Raw genomic sequence first — 23,270 nt, forward strand, 5'->3', positions numbered from 1 at the left:
TCGCCGCGCCGCCTATCCGGTCAAACGGTCCCAGGACTCCAGGAACTTCTCTGCAACGTAAGCGTGCCCGGCAGTGTTGGGATGGGCGCCGTCGGCATCCAATGCAGGACTGTTGGCGTTCGTGAACCAGCCGCCCTCGATGGCGTCAATAAAGGGCGCGCCGGCAGCCGCCGCACCGGCACGGACGGCGTTGTTCACTTCCCGCAGCTCCTCAGCGAGGGGCTGGGGTGCCGACGGCCCCATCACCACCACCTGGATGCCCGGCCAGAACCTGCGGGCCGCCTCGATGGTCTGTGCCGTGGCAGCCTGGACCTCGTCCGGATCGGCGAGCAGGGAATCGTTCTGCCCGCCCTGGAGGATCAGGACGTTGGGCACGAAGGACCGGTTGGCAGCGGCATTCCGCAAGCGGACTTCATACTCGCCGCCCTGCTCGTCCTGCGCCCCGCCGCCCCAGGCGAACCCGGTGCCGCCGACGCCGTCGATGCTGGCGGTGTACCCGAGCTCCGCGGCCACCACGTATGCCCACCCTTGATCCGGCTCGTCCGCCCCGACCCCGGCGGTGTACGAGTCACCGACAATCAGCAGGACCGGCCGGTCCGGCAGCTCAATGACCGGCTGCCCGGCGGAAGCCGAGGGCGCGGGCGACGGCGTAACGGACGCGGTGCCCGTGGCAGCAGCCGTCGTGCCAGCCGGCGCAGCGCCAGTCTGCGCGGTGCTTGCGGGGGCAGTGCTTGCCGGCGGAGAAGCCGCCGAGCCCGGAGCTACCGGCGCCGGGCCGTCCGGGTTGCGGGGTCCCATCAGGGCAATGGCTGCCACCCCGAACGCGAGCACGGCCAGCACCACGAGTCCGCCGTATTTGAGCCAGTCCTGCCTGCTGGCCACCGAACCCCTAGCCATCGAACCTCGCACTGGTGCTGCCCTGCGGGACCACCACATGCACCGCGTTCCGCTCGATGGAGAAGTCGGTGGGCGTCGCGGTGGCGATCTCGCCGTCGAGGTTTACCGGCATGGGCGGCTCCGTGACCAGCCGGACACGCTGGCAGGTCCGGTGGTACACGCCGCTGCGCTCCACAAAGCTGCCGTCCTTGAGCAGCCGCGCAATCCTCATGTGCTCCCGGAGCGGCGCGCCGGGGATCGCGTAGATGTCCAGCAGGTGGTCATCGATCCCGGCCGTCGGCGAGACAGCGTTGCCGCCGCCGTAATGCCGGCCATTGCCCACGGCCACCTGCAGCATGTCCTCAAGCTCCAGCGCTTCGTGGTCCCCGTCCGGGAACTCGAGGCGGGCTCGGAATGACTTGTGCCGGGCGTAGGCGCGCACGGCCGCGACGCCGTAGGCCACCGGCCCGAGGTACCGCTTGAGCCGGGGGCTGAGCGTCGCCGTCACCCCAACCGACAGGCCAACGGACGCGACGTTCAGGAACGGCTGGCCGTTCGCCCGGCCCAGGTCGATGTCCACCACCTTGCCGCCGGCGAGGGCCGCGCAGGCCCCGGCAAGATCGTTCGGGATCTCCAGCGTGCGGGCAAGGTCGTTGGCGGTCCCCAGCGGAAGGACGCCCAGCACGGTTCCGGTCCCGGCAAACCGGCCGGCCGCGCAGGAGACCGTCCCGTCCCCGCCGCCCACCACCACGAGGTCGTGCCCGTCGGCGGCCACCCGGTCCAGGGTTCCGGCGAGCTCGGCACCGGACAGCACCTGGTGCACAGCCGAGACGGGCAGGCCGGCCCGCTGCAGCGTGTCCACCACAAGGCTGGGTGCGGCTGCTCCCCGGCGCGCCCCGGCGTTGATCACCAAGGCAGCGGAGGAGGCCTCCTGGGCGGACTTCATGAGGAACATATTAGGCGCAGCGGGCTGGGAACTTCCTGGGCCCTGTTCCGGCTGCTGCCGCAACCGCCTGCCTAGAGCGTCAGTGCGAGGGCGGCAATGACCAGGCCAACCACCAGGACAACGTTGACGATCACGTAGGGCTGGATGCCGCGTTTGGGTCCGGTGGGCATCCTGCGGCGCCCGTGCTTGCGACTGATGACTTCTGCCATGCATCGAACCTATGCGGCCCCCGGCGCCGGCGCCCGCGTAATGCCTACTCGTTTTACTAAACCTGACCACTGGGACGGGTGGGCGGGCGACGGCGGCCCGCGCCCGCCGTCGTCCGCTCCCCTGCGGCTGGCGGGACTGTGTGCCTAGTGCTCGCGGTGCCTAGTGCTCGCGGCGGGTCTCCTGCAGCCGCTTGATGAACCAGCGCGACTGTTCCGGCCCGTAGGGCAGGACGGGGATGGCCTTGGTGGCGTCGCTGGGGGTGTCACGGATGGACTGGCGGGCCTGCCGGACCGCGGTGGTCATGGTGTTCGCCATGGTCTTGACGAACTGGTCGCTGCACGGCTTGCCGTGGCCGGGGATCAGGAACTCGTACCGGTGCCGCAGCGCCGAGATGTGCCGGAGCGCGTCCGCCCACTCCTCCGGGTACGAGTCCTCGAAGGACGGGTGTGCGCCCTGCTCCACGAGGTCGCCCACGTAAAGGGTGGTGGGGGTGCCCACCAGCAGGTCGCCGTCGGTGTGGCCGCGGCCCAGGTAGAACAGCGTGGCGGTCAGCCCGCCCAGGTCCACCAGGACGGGCTGGTCCTTGACTATGGCGTTGGGGACCACGAGCTCCACGTTCTCGCCCTCCCCTGTGGACATCTCCGGTTCCAGTGTTCCCACGAAGCGGCGCTGCAGGTCCCCGCGCTCCTCGATTTCCCGGGCGCAGTTCTGGTGCGCCCAGAATTCGGTGACGCCGGCTTCGGCGAACACCGCGTTGCCGAAGAAGTGGTCGTAGTGCGCGTGGGTGTTGACGACGACGAGCGGCAGCTGGGTCTTCTCCCGCACCGCGTCCAGGATCTCCCGGCCCTGGCGGGGGCCGCAGCCGGTATCGATCACCATGGCCCGCTCGGATCCCACCACCAGTCCGGTGTTCAGCAGCGATCCTTCGGTGACCAGCACATAGTTATCCGCGCCGACTTCGAGCCATTCCGACATTGTTTCTCCGTACCTCCGGCAAAGCAGTGTGCGTTCGTCTAGGCGTCGATTCTACCCAGCGGGCCTTGGAGTTCCCGGGAGGCCGGGCGTACGACGGCGGCACGCGGCTGCCGCCGTGCAGGTCACCTTCCTGCCGTCCCCGGCCGCAGACTGCCCAGGCGACACGCAAATGGGCAATTGACTTTCGATAGATAAACCTTCAAAGTAAGGGCATGTCTATCGTAAGTCGATTGGTCCTTCCCTTGCGGGTTCTGCTGGTAATGGTGTTCCTCGGGCTGCTGGTGGCGCAGGTGATGTCCTTCCCCGGCGAATTTCTCTTCACAACCGAGGAGGGGCCGCGAATGGATCCCTGGCGATGGCCGCTGCTGCTGTTCTTCGAATTCGAAGCCCTGTGCCTGCAGGTTGTCATCGTCTGCATCTGGCGGCTGCTGACCCTGGTCCAGCGCGACCGGATCTTCACCACAGCCTCGCTGCGCTGGGTGGACGCGATCGTGTGGGCCTTCGTCGCGGCATGGCTGCTGCTGGCGGTCATGGCCGGCTCCTTCATCGCGTACCTCTACTTCACCCCTGAGCTGCGGGACCCCGGGACGCCTGCGCTGCTGATCGGCATTACACTGATCGGCGCGGTGCTGGTCCTGCTGATCGTGGTGATGCGGGACCTGTTGCGGCAGGCCACGTCGCTGCGCGCCGACATGGACGGGGTGATCTGATGGCGATTGTGGTGCGGATCGACGTCGAACTGGCCAAGCGCAAGATGAGCGTTGGGGAGTTTGCCGAGCGGGTCGGGATTACCCCTGCCAATGTGGCGGTGCTGAAGAACGGCCGGGCCAAGGCCGTCCGCTTCAGCACCCTGGACGCGATGTGCCGGGTCCTGGACTGCCAGGTGGGCGACCTGCTCGAGTGGGTCGACGACGGTGCCGACGCCGACCGGGCGGAAAACGGGTGAGGTGATTGGGGTTATGCGCAGGACCGCATCCGGAGGATAACGGCGGCGGCAGGCGGCCGCCGTCGTCCACCTCCGCGTTCAGGAGGCTCCCTTAGAGACAGGCAAGTCCGCCGCTGCCCACTCCGGAAAGCCGGCCTCCAGCCGTGCGGCGGGGATCTCGTGTTCGTGGAGCATGCGGACCGCAGAAAGGAAGCATCAGCGATGACTGAGACAACCACCCGGCACAACGGGATCGACGTGGACGGGCTGATGGCCACGATCGGCGCCGTAAAAGCCAATCCGGCCCTGGGCAGTTTCACGTTCAAGGCCACCAGCACCTGGCGTGGTGGAACACGCAACAGCGGCGTCATCCGCGGATTTACCCAGGCAGGGCAGCCCGACCAAAGCAGGACGGAAGACTTCCGGCTGGAGGGGGACGAGCCTCCGGTCCTCCTGGGAAGCAACGCCGGGCCGAACGCCGTCGAACTCCTTCTCCAGGCGCTCGGCTTCTGCTATGCCGTGGGCTACGCCGCGAACGCCGCAGCGCAGGGAATCGAGTTGACCGCCTTGGATTTTGACGTGGAAGGGGACCTGGATGTGGGGCCATTCCTGGGCCTCGACGGGCCACGTCCCGGCTTCACGGCAATCCGCGCCACGGCAAGGGTCTCCAGCCCGAACGCCACCCAGGAACAGCTGCAGGCCCTCTGCCGGTACGTCCAGAAAACCTCCCCCGTCAGGGACTGCCTGGTGAACCCGGTTCCTGTCGAAACCACGCTCCACATCCGGTGACCAGGGGCATGGTGATGGATACCACCGGGACCGTGGAGCGTGCCGAGCTTGAGGCCAAGGTCAAAGACGTCTACCGGGCAGTGGCCACGCACCCGGAGGGCAGGTACCACTTCAGGATGGGACGCGAACTTGCCCGGGAGCTGGGGTACCCGGACGAACTGCTGGCGCGCGTGCCTGCCGGGGCGCTCGAGTCCTTTGCCGGCGTCGGATACTTCTTCGGACTTGCGGCCCTCTCACCGGGTCAGGCAGTGCTGGACCTGGGCTCGGGCTCCGGGACGGACGTGTTTGCCGCAGCCGCAACTGTGGGCACAGGCGGAAAAGTGGTGGGCGTGGACATGACGGAAGAGCAGTTGGAGAAGGCGGAGCGCCTCCGGCAGGAAGCGGGGATATCCCAGGCCTCTTTCACCCGCGGCTACATCGAGGACCTCCCGTTCCCGGACCACACTTTCGACTGCGTCATCTCGAACGGCGTCATCAACCTGTCCGCCGACAAGCCGGCTGTATTCCGCGAGGCGGCGCGCGTGCTGCGTCCCGGCGGACGCCTTGCACTGGCCGATATCGTCACCGAGCGGCCGCTGACCCCGCAGATTGTCTGCGATGCCGACCTCTGGGCGGCCTGTATCGGCGGAGCCGCCCAGGCGGATTCGTACCGCGGCGCCATGGCTGACGCAGGTTTCATCCTGGACCGGCAGGAGCGCAACACTTATGGATTCCTCTCCGGCAGGGCCCGAGCGGCCACCACAACATACGGGGTCATGTCCCTCTCGTTCCTGGCCCACCTGCCGGCATAGCTTCCTGGCAACGCGCGTACGACGGCGGCACGCGGCCGCCGTCGTTTCTGGGTTTTGGTCGGGCGATCTTATGGCTCGATGAGCCCGGTGCGGATCGCAAATCTCGTGAGGTCCAGCCGGTCGCGGAGCCCGAGTTTTTGCAGGACGTTAGCCCGGTGGCGGTCGACGGTTTTTATGCTGATCTTGAGGGCGTCGGCGATTTCTTTGGTGGAGTTTCCTTCTGCGATGAGTTTCGTGATCTGTTCCTCTCGGGGCGTGAGGATGCTGTTCGGCATCCGGTCGCCGCGGCGGTCGCGTTCGAGGTAGTCGCGGATGAGTGCGGTGACCGCGCCGGGGTAGAGGAACGATTCTCCGCGCATCGATGCCCGGCACGCTTCGATCAGGTCGCGGTCGGCTACGGACTTGAGGACATAGCCTGAGGCCCCGGCACGTAGCGATTCAAAGAAGTATTGCTCGTTGTCGTACATCGACAGGATGAGGATCCGCACGTCGGGTGCGCTCCGGGATATTTGTCGTGCCGCCTGGATGCCGGTCATCTGTGGCATGGCGATGTCGAGAATAGCGAGGTCAACTCCGCCGGCTGTCGCGGCGGCGACGGCTTCTGTGCCGTCTGCGGCCTCGGCGACGACGGTGAGGTCGGGTTCCGCGTCGAGGATCATGCGAAGTCCGCGGCGGACCAGGGCGTGGTCGTCGGCGAGAAGGATACGCGTGGGTGCGCCCATCAATTTACATCCTCCCGCCGGGTGCCGGGAACGACGAGGCGGACGTCGGTTCCCCCGCTCGGGCGGGAGGAGACTGTGAGCTCGGCGCCGATGAGCAGTGCCCGTTCGCGCATTCCGCGGATGCCTGCCCCCTCTGGGAGGTCGCCGCCTTGCCCGTTGTCGCGAATTCGAAGGGTCAGCCCGGTCGTGGATGACGTGAGCGCGAAATCGACTTGTGTCGCGTGTGCATGACGGGCGACATTGGTGAGTGCCTCCTGTGCAATGCGGTAGAGCACCAGCTCGACGTCCCCGCTGAGCTCGGGAAGCTCGTCATCGATCTCCCAGTTCACCGGGATCCCGCTCGAGCGGGAGAACTCGGTGCCCAGCGAAGTCAGGGCGCTGCGCAGTCCGAGGTCCGCGAGGGCGCCGGGGCGGAGACGTTGCGCGACCTGGCGGACCTCCTCGAGGCTTGCGCGGACCGCTTCCTGGGCGATGAGGCTCTCTTCGCGCAAATCGTCGGGAGACCGGTCGACAACTCGCTTGAGGCTGAGGAGCGCAACGGTCAGGCTTTGGCCGATCTGGTCGTGCAGTTCACGCGAGATCCGCTGGCGTTCCCCCTCTTGCGCGGCCAGGGCGAGGGCGCTGCTCGCGCTGGTTTCCGCTTCGAGCCGATCCAGCATGTCGTTGAAGGTGCGGATGAAGTGCCCGAGGTCGCCGTTACCGGCTTCAGTGGTTGCCCGGTCGCCGCCGCGCCGTAGCAGGCCCACCCGGCGCATCACAGTCGTCAGTGCGTCAAGCGGTGCGAGACTTGCCCGCACCAGGGCGGCATTCGCGCCGAGGATGAGAGCCAGTCCGATGATCAGGACCGGCACCTCGGTCAGCAGGACGGGTGATGACACCGTCGCCGGGGACAGGGCCAACACGAGAGTGCCAACCGCAAAGAGCAACCCGTTGATGATGAACAGTCGCCAGAACAGCAACTGCGCCGGTCCCTTCGGGGGCAGGCCGACTGTCGCGCCGGCGGCCCTGGTTTCGAGCGGAGTCCGCATCCGACTAGCCTTACGCGGCCTGCGTCCTTTGTCCATGAGGGCCCGCACCCACGGGCCGCGGAATCACACACCCATGTCATTCCGAAATGGGTGTCAGACCCAATGGCACCTCACTTATCACGGGGGGAGACTGGATCCACCCTAAAGAACCTAGGGAACGGAGGGGCCCATGGAGACCACCCACTCCACCGTGCCCGGCGCTGGCTCGCTGCACGACTGCCAGACCCGCGGTGGCCAGCAATTCCGCATTCTTGCGGACCGTCCGGGCAGGCGTGAAATCTTTGTTTACGACTCGGCCGAGCCCGACCGGGTCGTGGCAAGAATCGTGCTCGAGGAAGACGAGGCCGATCAGGTCGCCGAACTCCTGCACAGCCAGCCGCTCACCGATCGGATCGCTGAACTTGAACGCCGGGTCGCCCGGCTGGCAGGGAGCGGGAAATGACGATCGTGGACCCGGGGCCATCCTTCCCCGTCATTCGCATGTCGTCGATTCCCGCTGGAGCCGTAGTTGATAGCGGCGCCTGGACTGGAGCGGCGAGCTGATAGGCGAGGTACCCGCAGGATCTTTTCAGGAAAGGACCCGATGGAGCACCTCAGTCGATTCGCCGGCGAATTCCTCAAGGCGCTCAAGAACCTTCTACCGATCGTGGTCGTCGTTCTGGTGTTCCAGCTGCTGGTATTCCGTTCCATGCCCGATGGCCCCCTGGAGCTGGTGGCGGGTCTTCTGATCGTGGCTGCAGGCATTGCCCTGTTCCTGTACGGCCTGGATCTGAGTATCTTTCCGGTCGGTAAGAACCTGGCGAATCAGTTTGTTCGGAGCGGGGCACTGGGGCTGTTGCTGCCCTTTGGATTTGCGATTGGCTTCGCTGCCTCCGTCGCGGAGCCGGCGGTGATCGCTGTCGCGGAGCAGGCCCAGTTGGTCAGCGCTGGCCGGATCAACGCACTGGTGCTGCGTTTCGTCATCGCGGTGTCGGTGGGTCTGGTCCTGATCTTGGGCATCTTGCGTGTTCTTCGGGGCTGGGCCGTATACAAGTTGTTGATCGCAGGCTACGCGATAGCGCTGGGGCTGACCTATATCGCCCCGCCGGAGATCGTTGGCCTTGCCTACGATTCGGGCGGCGTCACCACCAACATCGTCAGTGTCCCGCTGATCACGGCGATCGGTCTCGGGCTAGCCAATTCCATCAGGGGACGCAGCCTGCTCACGGACGGCTTTGGGCTGGTCGCGCTGTGCGTAATGGTGCCCATGATCGGGGTACAGCTCTACGGTATCTGGGTCTACACCTTCGGCTCCGCCGGGCCGCCGGCGCCGCCGGTGACTGACGGCGGGGAGGGTGCAACGGACTGGGTGGTTGGCATGATTCTTGGACTCGCGTCAATGATCCGGGAAGTCCTTCCTATCGTGGCCGTCGTCTTGTTCTTTCAATGGGTCGCTCTCGGGCGCAGGCTGCCCCATCCCCTGCGGGTCGTGACCGGCTTCATCATGGTCCTGGTGGGACTGTATGCCTTCGTGGTCGGACTCAAGCTCGGGCTGTTCCCGCTCGGCACCCTGATGGCGGAGCAGCTGATCGAGCAGGGAGCCCCTGCCCTGATACTGCTCTTCGCGCTGCTGATCGGTTTCGCGGTCACCATGGCCGAACCTGCCTTGGTGGCCATCGGGGAACAGGCGCAGGACGCGTCACCGGGCAAGATCAACGCGTTCGCCGTCCGGGTCATTGTCGCCGTTGGGGTGGGCCTGGGGATCGGCTTCGGTGCCTACCGGATATTGGTGGGTGGCCCGTTCCACTACTTCATCATGGCCGCCTACGCCATCGCGATCGTGCTGATGTTCTTCGCCCCGAAATACATCATTGCGCTGGCCTTCGACCTGGGCGGTGTGACAACGTCGGAGGTGACCGTGCCGATAGTAACCGCACTCGGAATCGGCCTTGCTGCCGCCGTGGAGGGCAGGGACGTACTGATCGACGGGTTTGGTTTGATCGCCTACGCCTCCATCTTCCCTGTCATCGCCGTCATGGTGTACGCCATGGTGATGGAGAGAGTCCCCGTTCTAAGGAGCAAACCGGCATGAAATTCACAGCAGTCATCGTGATCGCCCCCGATGAGCTTGAAGAGAGGGTCATTGAACATGCGCAGCGGGCCGGGGCCACGGGTGTGACCATCCTGCCGGGCAAGGGCATCGGAGGCGAAGCCAGGAAGACATTTTTCGGGCTCACCTTCGAAGGCACGCAATCAGTCCTGTTGATGGTCGTCGGCACCCACCTGACTGCCCCCATTCTGAAGGAACTGCACCAAATACTGGTCAGAGGGGCCGAATCCCGGGGCCTGGCCTTCGCGATCCCAATTGAGCACCTGACCGGGATCGACATGCGCCAGGTGGTCAGGTTCGAGGAGCACCTACGCCGCGAGGGCGCCTGAACCTGTCCGGACCTAACAAGGAGGAAAAAGATGCTGACCGTCAAAGATGTCATGGTCCCCGAGGTCGTCACGATCTCCCCTTACAGCACCCTGCGGGAGGCGCTGTCGATGATGAAGGAGCGCCAGGTGAAGAGCCTGGTGGTGGAGCGCCAGCACGCCCATGACGCCTACGGCATGCTGAGCTACAGAGAACTCCTGGACACTGTCGTTGCCCAGGACGGAGATGTGGACCTCCTGAACGTCTACGACGCAGCCACGATTCCCGCAATCACCGTCAACGAGGACCTGTCCGTCCGTCAGGCAGCGGCCCTGATGAGCCGCTATCACCTTAGCCGGCTCATCGTGGTCGAAGGCAATCAGCTCGTCGGCCTGCTCGCCATGAATGACATCCTCGCCCGGCTCATGGAAGAACTAACCTGACCCGACTGCACTGACCAGGACATCGACACGGATCATCTTTGTCCGGACTGAACGAGCCTTTCCTGTTCGAGTTCTTAAACAGGAAAATCCTCATGATTGCTGTCTTGAAAAGCAAAAGCTTTTGGTCTAACGGAGCGACCTGGGCCCTGCCCTAAGCAAGCACGCAGGAATTCACTCGCCGTAAGACGATCGGCTAACGGACACCGGGGCTATCGGAGATAAGCGCCGAGACTACTGGGTCACTGAGGATGCGCGCCAAGGTGGTCTTCCCGAGCGTGCTTTTCGTCGAGCATGTGCCATGCGGCGACAAGATCGAGTGATCGGAGATTGCCGGGAATAAGATCACCGTGAGTCATCACCTCGGGGGCACCACTAGGCAAGCTCCGGGATTCCGCCCAAAGTGCGCGGAGCCGATCGACCGGAAGTAGTCCATCACTTTCCCGGAAACAGACTTCCATCCACGCCTCGGAATCGTGAAGGCGAGGGGATTCTTCCTGTCCCTCCTGGCCTTCCCGGTGCTGCGCTACCTGGCCCGGTTCCCTGGCGCAGCGGCTGGCCGCCTGACACGGTCCTACTGATAGAGGGTTTGGGAAAAACCGACGTTAAGTGAGAGAGGGTGTGAAAAAGGCCGACGTTAAGTGAGAGAGCGTCGGGGTGGGGGTTAGGCTCCGGGGGCTGCGATGGAATCGCGGACTACCAGCGGGCAGTCAAGGATGGTCGGGCTGAGCGCTAGGCGGGAAAGCTCGTTTTTGCCCTCGATGGCGTCGATGAGCTGCTCTGTTGCCCAGGCACCCATCTCGTAGTGCGGAAGGGCCACGGTGGTCAGGCCCGGGTGGAGATTAGCGGCGATGAGTTGCTGGTCATCGAAGCCCACGATGGAAAGCTCCTTCGGGATGGCCAGCCCCAGTTCAGCGGCCGCTCGGTAGGCGCCCATGGCCATCCGGTCGTTGTAGCAGAACAGGGCCGTGGGCCGGTCGCTGCGGCCAAGCATCCGGAGGGCCGCCTCATAGCCGCCGTGCACCTCGGACGGCGCAGACTCCACCGGCGCACTTCCGCCGTCGAGCCCTGCCTCGTCCAGTGTCTTCCGGAAGCCCTGAAGGCGAAGTCGGGTTGCCGGGACGTCATCGGTGTTGTTCAGGAAACCGATCCGGCTGTGGCCGGCATCCAGCAGGGCAGCCACGGCAGTCCGGGCGCCGCCCTCCTCGTCCGGAATCACCGCGCAGACATTTCCGCTGGTGGACACGGAGTCCACCAGGACTGACGGAACGCTGTCCAAATTGGCGGGCAGCTCCACGTTGCGGTGGTACATGGTGGCGTAGAGGACGCCGTCCACCCTGCGCTCGAGCAGGGCCTCGACGTCGGCCGTCCGGGACTCCAGGCTGGCGGAAGCGGACGTGTTGAGGATCATGAGGTTGTAGCCGCGCCGCTTGGCAGCCTCGTCCGCGCCCAGGATGATCCGGCCGGCGTGCGGCGTGGTGGCAATGTCCTCGCTCAGCAGCCCCAGCATGCCCGTGCGCTGTGTCCGCAAGGCCTGGGCCAGCCGGTTGGGTCCGTAGCCGAGCTCTTCGGCAACCGCCCTGACCTTCTCCTTGGTTTCGGGACTGACCCGGGCGTAACTGACGTCATTGAGGACGTGGGAGACAGTGGTCACGGACACCCCGGCCGCCCGGGCCACATCCTTGATGCCGATGTTCTTGTTGCTCATCTGTCTCCCACGTCCTTATGGTCGGTGACGGCAGTTCGCGTACCGTGCCACAAGTTCGCCTGCCTTTTAGAAACCTACCGTGGGTGTGGGCCTGAAGGCGTTTACTGCCCTGTCTGCCACAATCTGGGCATCACTTCCCGAATCAAGAATCGTATTCCGGGCTGAACCTGGATCGACCATCACGGTAGTAACGGCCAGGCCCTCCGTAGCTGCGGTGGCCAGCAGGGCGTCCACCTGGGACTCGAAGCAGGAGTCGCTTGCCTTGGAGTCGACGTCCATCGCCACCACGTTGTTGTTGGAGACGAAGTTGCCGGTACCCGCCGTCACCCGGATGATGACAGGCGCCGCGCCCGCCGGACGGATGCTCTGTGAATCGATGACCTCGGAAAAATGGTTGCCGATAACAGAGTTGTTGTTGCCGCTGATGCGGAGAAGCCCGTGCAGGTCGTCCAGGCCATTGTCAACGCCCAGGAACGGCGTCCAGGGCTCATGGTCACGCAGGAAGTGGTTCGTGGCCACCAGGTTTTCCGAACTGTTGCCCTCCAGAACCACCATCCCTGGGTAGAAGGAATGCAAGCGGTTGTTGGTGATGCTTGATCGTGTGACGCCGTTGAAATGGATGCTGCTGGCACCGCGGGGGAAAATGTTGTTTGCGGTGATCAGGAGGCCGCCATGGTTTTCGGCGTAAATCGAATGTCCCTTGAAGCCTGCCCCAATCAGGTTGTCCGTGATTTTTGATGCCTGTCCCCACCCGCGCAGCTCGATGCAGCTTCCGCATTCGGCGACGAAGTTGTCGTGGATGGACAGTGCGTCCGCGTTGTGGATGGTGAGGGCGTTCTCGAGGTAGATGAACCCCATGCCGTTCACGCGGAAGGAGTCATTGGCGCTGGCGACGTAGATGCCGGTTTTGCCGTTGACGTAGGTGTTCTCCGCGGGCATTCCGGAGCCGTCCGGGGTGAAATGCAGCCCGTCGATGCAGAAGTTGGAGAATTCCACGGAGCTGATCCGCGGGCTCCCGCTCCGCTCCACGTAGAAGGCGGCCCCTGTGGAGTCCGATCCGCCCCCGCCGGCGGGAAGGTCAACGATGACGCGGCTCCCCCCGGGCCACAGCTCATGCAGGTCCGGCCATTCGTCTTCGGGAACGTTGAAGCGGATGCTTGATGACGTGAAGCCGTGCCCCGATCCCTGGATCCGGAGGAAGCTGATGTCGATCACCACCTGGGTGCGGAGGTGGTAGTCCCCCGGCGGAAGGTAGATCACTGCACCAGGCTTGCCGCCGTCGTTTACGTCGGTGGCGGACTGCCGCTCCTTGATGTCGGCGATGATGCTGTTGATGACTTCGCCGACGTCCTTGAACGGGTTGCCGACGGGCCATGCCGTCACGTCGTAGTAGTTGTTGCTTGGCATGCTTTCTTCCCTTGATGTTGTGGTTCTTCAGCCTGGTATCAGGATTTACAGGGCCACCGGCTGGTGTTCCGGCAGGTCAGCCTGCAGTTCCTCTGATGTTGGCGGGTGGGCGCCCGGGCGGCGTACTGTGATGGCCGCTGCCTTGGCTGCCATCCGTCCCAGCGATTCGAGCACTGATGGTGCCAGCCCTTCTGCTCCACGCATGAGGAGCCCGTAGATCAGCGCGGACATGTACGAGTCGCCTGCGCCGATGGTGTCCGCCACGACTGACGGGACGGAGGGGACGTCCACGCGCGCGTCCCGGGTTGCGAGCAGAGATCCCTCCGCTCCCCTGGTGACGGCGACCAGCCGCGGCCCGAGTCCGAGGATACGCCGTGCGGTGTCTTCCAGGGACAGACGTGGATAGAGCCACCCGGCGTCCTCGTCGCTGAGTTTCACCACGTCGGTGAACGGCACCAGTTCCTCGAAGACGGTTTTCGCCTCGAGGTGACTGCCGAGCAGTGAAGGGCGGATGTTGGGATCGTAGGTGACCACGCACCGCTGGTGTGACTGCTCCAAAAGCTCCCTCACAACTGCCGCTCCCGGTGCCAGGAACGTAGCTATCGAGCCGGTGTGCAGGATTTTGGGCAGGGTCGCCGGAGCGATCCGCGGGAGGTCCCACCGGACGTCGAAGTCGTACTGTGCTGAACCGTCGGACGCCAGGACCGCGGTTGCCGTGGCGGTTCCGCCCTGGTGGCAGGAACCAGGGAGAAGAGTCACACCGGCGCTCCGCAGGTGGTCCTCGATGAGGGCGGCATAGTGGTCGTTGCCGATCGAGGTCAACAGTCCGGTGTCCAGACCCAGCCGCCCGAGCCCGTAGGCAACGTTGGCGGGTGACCCGCCCGGGTGCTCCACGGTGCCCCGCGGCGAGACGACGATGTCCACGAGGGCTTCACCGACAACAACCACGTCAAAGCGCGCTGTGTGGTCCTGGTCGGTTTGCTGGACTGCTGGCATGGTGGGCCTTCCTCTGGATCCGGAGAATGCTTAGTTGAGTGCCGTGACGGTGAGCGTCCGGACGGTTGCCTGCCCGCCTGTGACCGTCAGGCGGTTCTCCGTCTGTCCCCGGTCAGGGAAAACAAGGTCGGTCAGGACCACCTTGCCGCCCTGCGCGAACACCTCCACCGAGCAGTGGTCGACGACGATCTGCAGCTTGAGTGCGCCGTCCTCCAGGACCAGCGGGGCTGCCTCCGCGGAGGGAAACTTCTCGTGGAAACCCGTGTTTCCTGACAGCCGGCGGTCCAGGACGAGCTGGTTGGCGGCGGCGTTGTAGGTCAGCAGGGTGCCGGCGCTGCCGTCGTCATTCCCGAACAGGTGGAAGGACACAGATTCGGCGCTTCCGGGCAGGATCTCCGCCTCGATGACCTGGGCGCTGCCGGGTACCGCATCAGGCAGCCGGAACACTGAATCCCGCAGGTCAAAGGCGCCTGAGTGCATGTGCCCGTTCACCGCGGGAACAGCTTCTTCCGCGCGGACAGGGGGAAGGACCGGTTGCTGGACCAGGCGGGAGGAGCCGTTGACCGTGGTGAGGCGCAGTTCGCGGGCCAGGGTCATCGAGGACCGCCAGGGGGCGGTGGGCAGCTGGTTGGCGTAGTCCCAGTTGTTCATCCAGCCCATGATGATGCACCGGCCGTCCGGGACGTTGCTGAAGGACACCGAGGCATAGCAGTCGCGTCCCCAGTCCAGCCACAGGCATTGCTGCAACGCCGCAGCGGCTGCAGCAGAGTCGCCCAGGGCGCTGATGCCTCCCGGCACCGGGAGGGAGCAGCCGTCCGGAACGAAGCGGACGCCGTCGAAATTCCCCACGAAGTATTGGCCGCCGGAGCCGCCGGCCACCGCCCCGGGGTTAACGTTGACGATCAGCACCCATTTGATGTCCTCCTGGTCCCCGTCCACCGCCAGGGGAAAGAGGTCCGGGCACTCCCACTCGCCGGCGTCAGCGTTGGCCGGGCCAAACTCGCTGAGGAACTCCCAGGATTTGAGGTCATCGGAACGGTAGATGACCACTTTTTGATGCTGTGCTTCCACGGCGACCATGACCCAGCAAACGCCCTGCTCCCCGTCGTAGCGGAAGACTTTGGGATCACGGAAGTGCGCGGAGTTCCTGGTAAGGACGGGGTTTCCGCGGTACTTCCGCCACGTCATTCCTCCGTCCGTGCTGTAGGCCAGGGACTGGGCCTGCGTCCCGTTGTGTTCGGACGCGGCCTTGTAGGCGCTGGTGTAGATGGCTACCAGTGCAGGTGCGTCCGGGGTACCCAAACCGGTGGTGTTGCCGTGGTCCACCACCACGCTCCCGGAGAAAATGTCCTCTTCCTCGTCGCAGGCAATGGCAACAGGGTGTTCCGTCCAGTGCAGCAGGTCGCGGGAGGTGGCGTGGCCCCAGGACATGTTCCCCCAGACGCTGCCGTACGGGTTGTTCTGGAAGAAGAGGTGGTACAGGCCGCCGTAGTACACCAGGCCGTTGGGATCGTTAAGCCAGGTATCCCTTGCCGTGAAATGGATGGCAGGCCGGAACCGGGAGGTCACAAGCGGGGTGGTTTCCGGGATTGCGGCGTCAAGGCAGCTGGACATGTATGGCGTTCCTTTTGGGAAGTCGAAGGGACTGGCGGCCTAGCGCCGGGGAGCCGCGATGGAATCGCGGCTTACCAGGGGGCAGCCCAGGATGGTCGGGTGGAGTGCCATGAGGGCAAGATCGGTCTTCCCCTCCACGGCATCTATCAGGTGGTCGGTGGCCCAAACACCCATTTCGTAGTGGGGCAGGGCCACGGTGGTGAGGCCCGGGTAGAGGTTGGCCGCAATCAGTTCCTGGTCATCGAAGCCCACTACTGAGAGGTCGCCAGGGATGCTGAGCCCCAGCTCGGCCGCGGCACGGTACGCTCCCATGGCCATCCGGTCGTTGTAGCAGAACAGGCCGGTGGGCCGGTCGGGGCGTGACAGGATTCGCCTGGCCGCCGCGTAGCCGCCGTCCACCTCGGAGACCTCGGACTCCACAGGTGCCGCATCGCCGTCGAGCCCTGCTTCCGTCAGCGCCGCCCGGAAGGCCTGAAGCCGCTGGCGGGTTGCGGGGACGTCATCAGTGTTGTTGAGGAAGCCCACCCGGGTATGGCCCGCTTCGAGGAGTGCGCCCACGGCCGCCCGCGCACCGCCTTCCTCATCCGGGATCACGGCTGTGATCTTTCCCCCGGTGGCCACCGAGTCCACCAGGACGGAGGGCAGGCTGGCTAGGTTGGCCGGCAGTTCCACGTTGCGGTGGTACATGGTGGCGTAGAGGATGCCGTCCACGCGGCGTTCCAGGAGGGCCTCGACGTCGGCCTGCCGGGAGTCGAGGCTGGCCGAACCTGAAGTGTTGATGATCATGAGGTTGTAGCCCCGGGCTTTTGCGGCCTCGTCCGCGCCGAGGATGATCCGGCCTGCGTGCGGCGTGGTGGCGATATCCTCGCTCACCAGCCCCAGCATCCCGGTCCGCTGCGTGCGCAGGGCCTGGGCCAAGCGGTTGGGGCCATAACCCAGCTCCTCGGCAGCGGACCGGACCTTGTCCCTGGTTTCGGGGCTGACCCGGGCGTAGGCAACCTGGTTCAGGACGTGGGACACAGTTGTTACCGAGACGCCGGCGGCCACAGCCACGTCCTTGATGCCGATGTTCCTGTTGCTCATCTTCTTCGTTCCGTTGGTGGTGGGTCAGCCCTTGACGGCGCCGAGGGTCATGCCGGCCACGATCTTGCGCTGCAGGAGCAGGGTAAGGAGGATGACCGGGATGGAGTACACGGCGGCCAGCGCGGTCATCGATCCCCAGTCCAGGCCGAACTGCGTCTGGAAGTTGGCGATCACCACGGGCGTTGTTTGGGAGCGGATGGCCGTCATCAGGAGCGCGAACAGGAACTCGTTCCAGGAGGCCAGGAAGGCGAAGATCGCGGTGACGGCGATGCCGCCGGAAACCACCGGGATCACCACCCGCCACAGGGCTCCGAGCCGGCTGCAGCCGTCCACGGTGGCAGCTTCCTCCAGGTCTTTCGGCACCGCTTCGAAGAAGCTGGCCATCAGCCAGATGGAGAGCGGCAGCGAGATGGTGGTGTGCGCGATGGACAGGGCGATGGGTGTATCGGACAGGCCGACTGCGCCCATCATCGAGGCCAGCGGAATGCCGATCGCCACCGGGGGCACCATGCGGGTCACCAGGGCGGCCATGATGAAGATCCTGCCGCTGAGGGTTTTGTACCGGGTGATGCCGTAAGCGGCGGGTACCGCCAGGACCAGGGACAGCACGGTGCTGATGATGGCCGTCTGGATGCTGTTGATGAAGGAGGCCAGGACCCCGTTCCGGCCCAGCGCGTTGGTGTAGTTTTCCAGCGTCCATTCCCGGGGAAGGATGGTGGGCGGCACCGCGATGGTGTCGATCGGCGTCTTGAAGGACGTCAACAGCAGGTACAGGAACGGGAATCCGTACAGCACCATGGCCGCGGCGAGCAGGATCCACAGCAGGGTCCGGGTGCCGCGCCGGCCTGCTTCCAGGCCTTCCCGGTTGACGCCGCGGCGCCGGCGGGGACGGACGACGGCGGAAGGTGCGGAAGGTGCCGCGACCGCCTTGGGCGGGGTCCCGCCGTCGTACGTTGTCTTTTCTGCGACGCGCATCAGGTGTCCTTTCCTGGCCGCCAGATGGTGGCCACCGCGAAGAACGCGACGGCGAGCATGGCCAGCAGGTAGATGGTGCCCATGGCGCTTGCCAGGCCGGGATCGCCGAAGCGGATCATGGTGCGGTAGATCAGCAGGCTCATGGTTTCCGAGGCGGACTGCGGGCCGCCATTGGTTTGGATCAGGATGGTGTCAAAGGCCCGGGCGGCATCGATGCCGCGCACTACCAGGGCCACGGCGATCACGGGCCGGAGCAGCGGGAGGATGATCCGGAACAGCATGGCCGGGGCCCTCGCACCGTCAAGCCGCGCGGCCTCGATGAGGTCCCCCGGGATGTTCTGCAGCCCGGCGAAGAGCACCAGGCACATGAAGGAGGTGGTCAGCCAGATGTCCGGGATGGCAACGGAATAGAGCACGATGTTCGGGTCCGAGAGCCAGCCGATCTGGTTGGGGTTGGAGAGGATGCCCGCCTGGTGCAGGAGGGTCCCGATGAGGCCGAAGTTGTCGATCATCAGGAACTTCCACAGCAGGCCAGCCACGATGGGGGCGATCATCAGCGGGTACATGAACACGGTCCGCCAGATCTGGGAGCTGCGGCCCAGCATGGTGAACAGCAGGGCCATGCCAAGGCCAAGGGCGAACTCGAGCGTGACCACCACCAGGGTGTAGGCCAGGGTCCGCCAGCCGGCGCCGGTGAAGGCCTCGGAGGCGAAGGCCCTGAAGTAGTTGTCCAGGCCCACAAAGTCGCGGGGGCCGCCGGCGATCGGGGAGATTTTGAAGAAGCTGTCCGCCACCAGGCGGAACAGCGGGAAGGCCACGAATACTGCCAGGAACAGCGCCGCTGGTGTCATCAGGAACAATGCGAAGCGGCGATCGGAGATGCGCACGGTTTTCTCTTCCGCTGGTTGGGGCCGCGGCCGGCACCGGTTGTCAGGTGCCGGCCGCGGGGGTCTTACTTGAGGAGGTCCTCGATCTGCTTCTTGGCGTCTGCGAGCAGCGTTGCGGAGTCACCGCCGGCCACGGCCTTCTGCAGCATGGGTACCAGGACGGTGTCCACGATCTGCTGCCACTTCTCGGTGGCCGGGCGGGTGGCGGTGGCCTCGCCGTTGAGGGTTTCGATCAGCGGCCCGAAGCTCTCGTAGCCTTCCTTGTCCTGGTACTTCTCGAAGGCGGAGATGCGGGAGGCCAGGCCAAGGCTGGATTCGACGCCCAGGCTGTTGTGGTCGTAGGCGCACTGGACGAACTTCTTGGCGGCCTCGGTGTTCTTGGTGGCCTTGGGAACCGTGAGGTACCAGGGGCCGGGGACGCCGCCGATGCCGGCCGAGCCCGCGATCATGGGGGCGGTTCCCACCTTCCCCGCCACCGGGGAGTCCTTGGGGATCTGCCGGTAGGCGTGGGCCCAGAAGCGGGTCATGGCGGTCTGGCCCTGGTTGAAGAGGTTTTGCGCGGCGGCCCAGTCCACCTGTGCGGCGCCCGACGGTGCGGACTTGGTGAGGCTGACGTAGAAGTCCAGCGCTTCCTTGTGGGCCGCGTTGTCGATGACAACCTTGTCGCCGTCCAGGACCATGGGCGAGCCGGCCTGCAGGACGTGGGCCAGCCATTCGGTTTCCACCCCGCCCTTGACGTCCGTGCCGTACATGCCGTCCTTGGTGAAGAATTCGGAGATGTCCTGGTACTGCTTCCAGGTTGTGGGTGCCGCCAGTTCGTAACCGTACTTGGCCTGGAAGTCCGCCTTGTTCTTGGCGTCCTCGAACAGGTCCTTGCGGTAGAGGATGATCTCGGCGTTGGTCCACGCGGGCAGGCCGATGAAGTGGCCGTCCACGTTTGCTTCCTTGACCAGGGCCGGGAAGATGTCCTTTTTGGCCTCGTCCGTGAAGATCTCGTCAATGGGCTGGAGCGCGTCCTTGAAGCTGGGGAGCCAAACGGAGTCCAGGGCCGCCACGTCGAAGGAGACGTTGCCGGAGGAAAATTCGCTGGAGAGCCGGTTGAACATGCCGTCGTAGGGCAGTTCCACGAAGTTCACGTCGACGCCGGCGTCCTTCTTGCACTGTTCGGCAACGCCGGTCAGCTCGGCGTGGCCGCCGGCTTCCACCAAAACGTTGACTGTGTTGGTGCCGGCGGTTCCTGAAGTGCTGGCAGGGGCCCCTGCGCCGCAGGCGGAGGCGGCCAGTGCGACGGCGGTGCAGATGCCGCCGATGGCGAGCCTGCTGATGTATTTACGAGTGGACATCGCTGTCGACTCACTTTCTCTCGAACGGAAAGGATGAGAATGATCGGGGTGAAAAATCGTTTTGCCAAAACGACTTGGCACTTACGTTAGGGCCGCTCTCATGCACGTGTCAAGCGTCACTTTGAAGAGTTTTTGCTATTGACGGTTCGCGTCTGCCGGCCCTAGCGTGGAGCTCATCCTGGATTGAAGAATCGTTTTGGCAAGTTTGGCAGAAAAATGACTCTTGCCGGGGCGGCACGTCGCCCTCCGCCACAGGGCTCACAACCCAAAAAGATAGGGGCGGAGACGTACGAGCGAAACCTCATCCTCGTGATAAGCAGAACACATGGAAGGACATAGTGGCTGGCTGAGTGAGGTGCAACGCGAAGTATGCAAACGGCATCCCCGGGGAGGCGGCATGCCTCTTCGGCTTCAGCCGGGTGAAGACACACCCCGCGGCACGCTGATCCTGGCGCTGGCGGGCACCGGAGCAGGCCTGACAGCGCTCGGGCCCGCGTGAAGCCCAAGGCGCGCCGTTACGTCGCGATAATTCTCCGCATCCTGGCGTGGCCGCTCGCTGTCATCATCGGGCTGTTCGTGCTGTTTAATGCGTACGGGGTCGCGGAGCAGGCCTATCAACAGGAGGGTCTATACAACTCGGCGCTTCTGCTTTCCATCTGGCTGTCCGCTGCGTTGTTGTTCATCGCGCTCGTGCTGTTGGGCCATGTCCTGCTCGATGACTCGGAGCAGAATCTTCGGTCCCGCAAGTCGTTCAAGTTTGCAGGCGGCTTGGCTGTTGGCATGGCTGCCGCACTTGTCCTCTCGCTGTGGCTGGAGGACGGCTACCTGGGCCGGCAGAACGATGCCGTTAACGGCATCACCAACGAGTTTGAGGCTGCCGTGGTCCAAGACCACTGGGAGGAGACGTACACGCATTTCGTGGGCGAGAGCCTTTACTGCTGGCCGATCAGCGACACCTGTCTGGTCGCGACAAGGAGGTGGGAAACCGACATCCAGTTCACCCCGAAGACCTTGCAGGCACTCGTGGCCGAGGCCGGGTTCGACTTCCCGGTGGAAGGACTATGTCTCAGCCGAAATCCACCAGATATGAGCTCTGAGCATGCCCAGTGCGAGGCATCCGGAATCGTCGGCGAGTACAGCGTGACCATCAGTGCCCTCAACTACGACGACAAGGGACCAGACAAGCTGGCGATCACCGTACGCGAAGCCGACGGTTGACTACGGTCATCAATTGGCCTTCCCGAGGGGCGGCGGCTGAAGGACAGCTGACCCCAGAAATGTGACCACACCGAGTTGGGAACCGTGCGCCAGACACTCCATTCCTGTTGGGAATCGGGGCCTGGTAGCCGGTCGATCACCGTACCGCGGAAGTCCGCCGTCACGTTCCGCGCGGTTGTGATTCTCCACGGCGGTGGGCCCCGGCATCGAGTGCGAGAGCGTGTGGGAAAAACCGACGTTGAGTGAGAGAGGGTTCCAGTAACACCCACATCAAGTGAGAGAGGGTTTGGGAAAAGCCGACGTCAAGTGAGAGAGCGTTCAAAGGAAGGGGCGCGGTTATTTCGACACGTCAAAAAGCTGGCGCTACCCAGATTCGGGCAGCGCCAGCAACTTTGCGCCTCGAAAACCGGCTAGAGGTCGGCGAGGAGAGTGGTCGGGTTTTCGATGGCGTCCGCCACGAAGCGGAGGAAGCCGGCCGCGGTGCCGCCGTCGCAGACCCGGTGGTCGAACGTTAGCGTCAGCTCGGTGACTTTCCGGACTGCCAGCTCGCCGTTGACCACCCAGGGCTTGTCGATAATCCGGCCCACGCCGAGGATCGCCACCTCCGGGTGGTTGATGATCGCCGCCGAGCCGTCCACGCCGAACACACCGTAGTTGTTCAGGGTGAAGGTGCCGCTGCCGAGTTCAGTCGGGGTGGCCTTGCCCTGGCGTGCGACGTCGGTCAGCCGGCGGATCTCCGCGTCCAGTTCCCGGGCGGTCAGCTTCTCCGCCGCCCGGACGGACGGGACCACCAGTCCGCGGTCGGTCTGGGCTGCGATACCGAGGTTGATCCCGTCGAACGAGACGATCTCCTGGGACCCGTCCTCCGCGGTTTCGATCCTGGTGTTCAGCTCCGGGTACTTTTTTAGCCCAGCTGTGACAAAACGCGCGATGAACGCCAGCAGGCCGGGCACCTGGGCGCCGCCAACTTTGAATCCCTCGCGGAGCTCCAGAAGCGCCGTGGCGTCGACGTCCACCCAGACCGTGGCCTCGGGAATTTCAGACCGGCTGCGTGCCATGTTCGCGGCAACGGCCTTGCGGACTCCCCTGACCGGTGTGCGGGCGGCGATAGGAAGTCCGGTCCTGGCGTCCGTGCCGGCGGCAGGCTGGGCTTCCCGGGGTGCCGCGGTTTCCGGTGCTTCTGCGGTCTCGGCCGCAGCAGGGGCTGCCGGGGCGGCTGTCCGCAGGGCAGCTTCAACGTCCCGGCGCATGATCAGTCCGCTTTCGCCCGAGCCGGGGATCGCACCGAGGTCCACGCCGTGCTCGCGGGCCATCCGCCGCACCAGCGGGGAGATCACTGCACCGAGCTTGCCCGGAACACGGGTGCGCAGGAGCGAGAGGTCCACATCGGCATCGGGTGCAGGACCGCCGTCGGCCGCCCCGTCCTCCAGGGGAAGGGTGTCCACGGAACCGGCCGCCGGGACTTTCCGCGCGCGGGTCCGCCGGGCGACGCCGTGACCGCCCGGAGTGCCGTAGCCAATCAGGACGTTGCCGGACCCGGCCTTTTCCTCCTCGCGGTAGCTTTGGGCAGCGGCAGGAGCACCAGCGGGTTCTGCCTCAGGCTCAGCGGGTTCGCCCAGCTCGTTCTCGGCAGGGGTGGTTTCCGGCTCGGCGGGCTCGGGAGCAGAAGCAGGCGCAACAGCAGGTTCCCCCACCGAGATCGGCCGCACCGAGATCAGCGGCTTTCCAACGTCGAGCGTCTCGCCCGGCTGCCCGTGCAGTTCCTCGACGATGCCGGCGTACGGGGACGGCACCTCTACGGCGGACTTGGCGGTTTCAACCTCGGCGATGGGCTGGTCCACGGTGATCTCGTCGCCCACGGCAACGTGCCAGGACACCAGCTCGGCTTCGGTGAGGCCTTCGCCCAGGTCCGGCAGCAGGAATACGCGTGTTTCACTCATGG

General features: G+C 65.1%; 24 protein-coding genes. 9 read left to right on the plus strand and 15 right to left on the minus strand.

Going from position 1 to position 23,270, the window contains the following annotated elements; all coding sequences use genetic code 11:
* Nucleotides 1–12: 12 nt before the first annotated feature.
* The 4 genes from ASPHE3_RS14960 to ASPHE3_RS14970 form a co-directional block, all read right to left on the minus strand.
* Nucleotides 13–897, minus strand: coding sequence for an SGNH/GDSL hydrolase family protein (locus ASPHE3_RS14960; RefSeq protein WP_041652249.1), 885 nt, complete (start codon nucleotides 895–897; stop codon nucleotides 13–15).
* On the minus strand, nucleotides 890–1,822 hold the full coding sequence (locus tag ASPHE3_RS14965; protein ID WP_041653052.1) for a lipid kinase: 933 nt from the start codon (nucleotides 1,820–1,822) through the stop codon (nucleotides 890–892). The genes ASPHE3_RS14960 and ASPHE3_RS14965 overlap by 8 nt, the downstream gene beginning before the upstream one ends.
* Nucleotides 1,823–1,893: 71 nt before the next feature.
* The gene (locus tag ASPHE3_RS22310) at nucleotides 1,894–2,031 is read right to left on the minus strand and encodes a hypothetical protein (protein ID WP_013602032.1); all 138 of its coding nucleotides are present in this window, start codon (nucleotides 2,029–2,031) and stop codon (nucleotides 1,894–1,896) included.
* Nucleotides 2,032–2,191: 160 nt separating this feature from the next.
* On the minus strand, nucleotides 2,192–3,007 hold the full coding sequence (locus ASPHE3_RS14970) for an MBL fold metallo-hydrolase (RefSeq protein WP_013602033.1): 816 nt from the start codon (nucleotides 3,005–3,007) through the stop codon (nucleotides 2,192–2,194).
* Nucleotides 3,008–3,219: 212 nt separating this feature from the next.
* Here ASPHE3_RS14970 and ASPHE3_RS14975 point away from each other — a divergent pair, with 212 nt between their 5' ends.
* The 4 genes from ASPHE3_RS14975 to ASPHE3_RS14990 all read left to right on the plus strand — a co-directional run bounded on the left by ASPHE3_RS14975 (nucleotide 3,220) and on the right by ASPHE3_RS14990 (nucleotide 5,512).
* Complete coding sequence (locus ASPHE3_RS14975) at nucleotides 3,220–3,717, plus strand: DUF2975 domain-containing protein (RefSeq protein WP_041652252.1); 498 nt, start codon at nucleotides 3,220–3,222, stop codon at nucleotides 3,715–3,717.
* Entirely contained in the window at nucleotides 3,717–3,953 is a 237-nt protein-coding gene (locus tag ASPHE3_RS14980; protein ID WP_013602035.1) for a helix-turn-helix domain-containing protein, read from the plus strand. Before ASPHE3_RS14975 ends, ASPHE3_RS14980 begins: the two co-directional genes overlap by 1 nt.
* Before the next feature lie 201 nt (nucleotides 3,954–4,154).
* Nucleotides 4,155–4,721: an OsmC family protein gene (locus ASPHE3_RS14985; protein ID WP_013602036.1), complete on the plus strand. Its 567-nt coding sequence runs from the start codon at nucleotides 4,155–4,157 to the stop codon at nucleotides 4,719–4,721.
* A 14-nt stretch (nucleotides 4,722–4,735) separates the two neighbouring features.
* A complete protein-coding gene (locus ASPHE3_RS14990; RefSeq protein ID WP_148258115.1) occupies nucleotides 4,736–5,512 on the plus strand; it encodes a methyltransferase domain-containing protein in 777 nt (258 codons plus the stop codon).
* 68 nt (nucleotides 5,513–5,580) lie between these two features.
* Here ASPHE3_RS14990 and ASPHE3_RS14995 read toward each other — a convergent pair whose 3' ends face one another.
* Nucleotides 5,581–6,234, minus strand: coding sequence for a response regulator (locus ASPHE3_RS14995; protein WP_013602038.1), 654 nt, complete (start codon nucleotides 6,232–6,234; stop codon nucleotides 5,581–5,583).
* Nucleotides 6,234–7,262, minus strand: a complete 1,029-nt coding sequence (locus tag ASPHE3_RS15000) for a sensor histidine kinase (protein WP_013602039.1) — start codon at nucleotides 7,260–7,262, stop codon at nucleotides 6,234–6,236. The genes ASPHE3_RS14995 and ASPHE3_RS15000 overlap by 1 nt, the downstream gene beginning before the upstream one ends.
* Before the next feature lie 169 nt (nucleotides 7,263–7,431).
* Between ASPHE3_RS15000 and ASPHE3_RS15005 the strand changes: the two genes are divergently transcribed.
* From ASPHE3_RS15005 to ASPHE3_RS15020, 4 genes are all read left to right on the plus strand, one after another.
* Complete coding sequence (locus ASPHE3_RS15005; RefSeq protein ID WP_013602040.1) at nucleotides 7,432–7,704, plus strand: hypothetical protein; 273 nt, start codon at nucleotides 7,432–7,434, stop codon at nucleotides 7,702–7,704.
* A gap of 141 nt (nucleotides 7,705–7,845) precedes the next feature.
* On the plus strand, nucleotides 7,846–9,333 hold the full coding sequence (locus ASPHE3_RS15010; protein ID WP_013602041.1) for a DUF1538 domain-containing protein: 1,488 nt from the start codon (nucleotides 7,846–7,848) through the stop codon (nucleotides 9,331–9,333).
* Complete coding sequence (locus tag ASPHE3_RS15015; protein ID WP_013602042.1) at nucleotides 9,330–9,680, plus strand: P-II family nitrogen regulator; 351 nt, start codon at nucleotides 9,330–9,332, stop codon at nucleotides 9,678–9,680. Before ASPHE3_RS15010 ends, ASPHE3_RS15015 begins: the two co-directional genes overlap by 4 nt.
* 30 nt (nucleotides 9,681–9,710) lie before the next feature.
* A complete protein-coding gene (locus tag ASPHE3_RS15020; protein WP_013602043.1) occupies nucleotides 9,711–10,100 on the plus strand; it encodes a CBS domain-containing protein in 390 nt (129 codons plus the stop codon).
* A 661-nt stretch (nucleotides 10,101–10,761) separates the two neighbouring features.
* Here ASPHE3_RS15020 and ASPHE3_RS15025 read toward each other — a convergent pair.
* The 8 genes from ASPHE3_RS15025 to ASPHE3_RS15060 form a co-directional block, all read right to left on the minus strand.
* The gene (locus ASPHE3_RS15025) at nucleotides 10,762–11,805 is read right to left on the minus strand and encodes a LacI family DNA-binding transcriptional regulator (protein WP_013602044.1); all 1,044 of its coding nucleotides are present in this window, start codon (nucleotides 11,803–11,805) and stop codon (nucleotides 10,762–10,764) included.
* A gap of 66 nt (nucleotides 11,806–11,871) precedes the next feature.
* Nucleotides 11,872–13,212, minus strand: coding sequence for a NosD domain-containing protein (locus tag ASPHE3_RS15030; RefSeq protein WP_013602045.1), 1,341 nt, complete (start codon nucleotides 13,210–13,212; stop codon nucleotides 11,872–11,874).
* Between the two features lie 45 nt (nucleotides 13,213–13,257).
* Nucleotides 13,258–14,208: a carbohydrate kinase family protein gene (locus ASPHE3_RS15035; protein WP_013602046.1), complete on the minus strand. Its 951-nt coding sequence runs from the start codon at nucleotides 14,206–14,208 to the stop codon at nucleotides 13,258–13,260.
* A 30-nt stretch (nucleotides 14,209–14,238) separates the two neighbouring features.
* Nucleotides 14,239–15,822, minus strand: a complete 1,584-nt coding sequence (locus ASPHE3_RS15040) for a glycoside hydrolase family 32 protein (protein WP_013602047.1) — start codon at nucleotides 15,820–15,822, stop codon at nucleotides 14,239–14,241.
* Nucleotides 15,823–15,861: 39 nt separating this feature from the next.
* Complete coding sequence (locus ASPHE3_RS15045) at nucleotides 15,862–16,905, minus strand: LacI family DNA-binding transcriptional regulator (RefSeq protein ID WP_013602048.1); 1,044 nt, start codon at nucleotides 16,903–16,905, stop codon at nucleotides 15,862–15,864.
* A gap of 24 nt (nucleotides 16,906–16,929) precedes the next feature.
* Entirely contained in the window at nucleotides 16,930–17,880 is a 951-nt protein-coding gene (locus ASPHE3_RS15050; protein ID WP_013602049.1) for a carbohydrate ABC transporter permease, read from the minus strand.
* Nucleotides 17,880–18,767, minus strand: a complete 888-nt coding sequence (locus tag ASPHE3_RS15055) for a carbohydrate ABC transporter permease (RefSeq protein WP_013602050.1) — start codon at nucleotides 18,765–18,767, stop codon at nucleotides 17,880–17,882. Before ASPHE3_RS15055 ends, ASPHE3_RS15050 begins: the two co-directional genes overlap by 1 nt.
* Nucleotides 18,768–18,832: 65 nt before the next feature.
* Nucleotides 18,833–20,110 carry an ABC transporter substrate-binding protein gene (locus ASPHE3_RS15060; protein ID WP_013602051.1) on the minus strand — a complete coding sequence of 426 codons (1,278 nt, stop codon included), beginning with the start codon at nucleotides 20,108–20,110 and terminating at the stop codon, nucleotides 18,833–18,835.
* 495 nt (nucleotides 20,111–20,605) lie between these two features.
* On the opposite strand from ASPHE3_RS15060, the gene ASPHE3_RS15065 reads away from it, so the two are divergent.
* The gene (locus ASPHE3_RS15065) at nucleotides 20,606–21,328 is read left to right on the plus strand and encodes a hypothetical protein (protein WP_013602052.1); all 723 of its coding nucleotides are present in this window, start codon (nucleotides 20,606–20,608) and stop codon (nucleotides 21,326–21,328) included.
* A gap of 410 nt (nucleotides 21,329–21,738) precedes the next feature.
* Here ASPHE3_RS15065 and ASPHE3_RS15070 read toward each other — a convergent pair whose 3' ends face one another.
* Nucleotides 21,739–23,268, minus strand: a complete 1,530-nt coding sequence (locus tag ASPHE3_RS15070; protein ID WP_013602053.1) for a dihydrolipoamide acetyltransferase family protein — start codon at nucleotides 23,266–23,268, stop codon at nucleotides 21,739–21,741.
* Nucleotides 23,269–23,270: the final 2 nt, after the last annotated feature.

The sequence above is a fragment of the Pseudarthrobacter phenanthrenivorans Sphe3 genome (assembly GCF_000189535.1).
Taxonomy (GTDB): domain Bacteria; phylum Actinomycetota; class Actinomycetes; order Actinomycetales; family Micrococcaceae; genus Arthrobacter; species Arthrobacter phenanthrenivorans.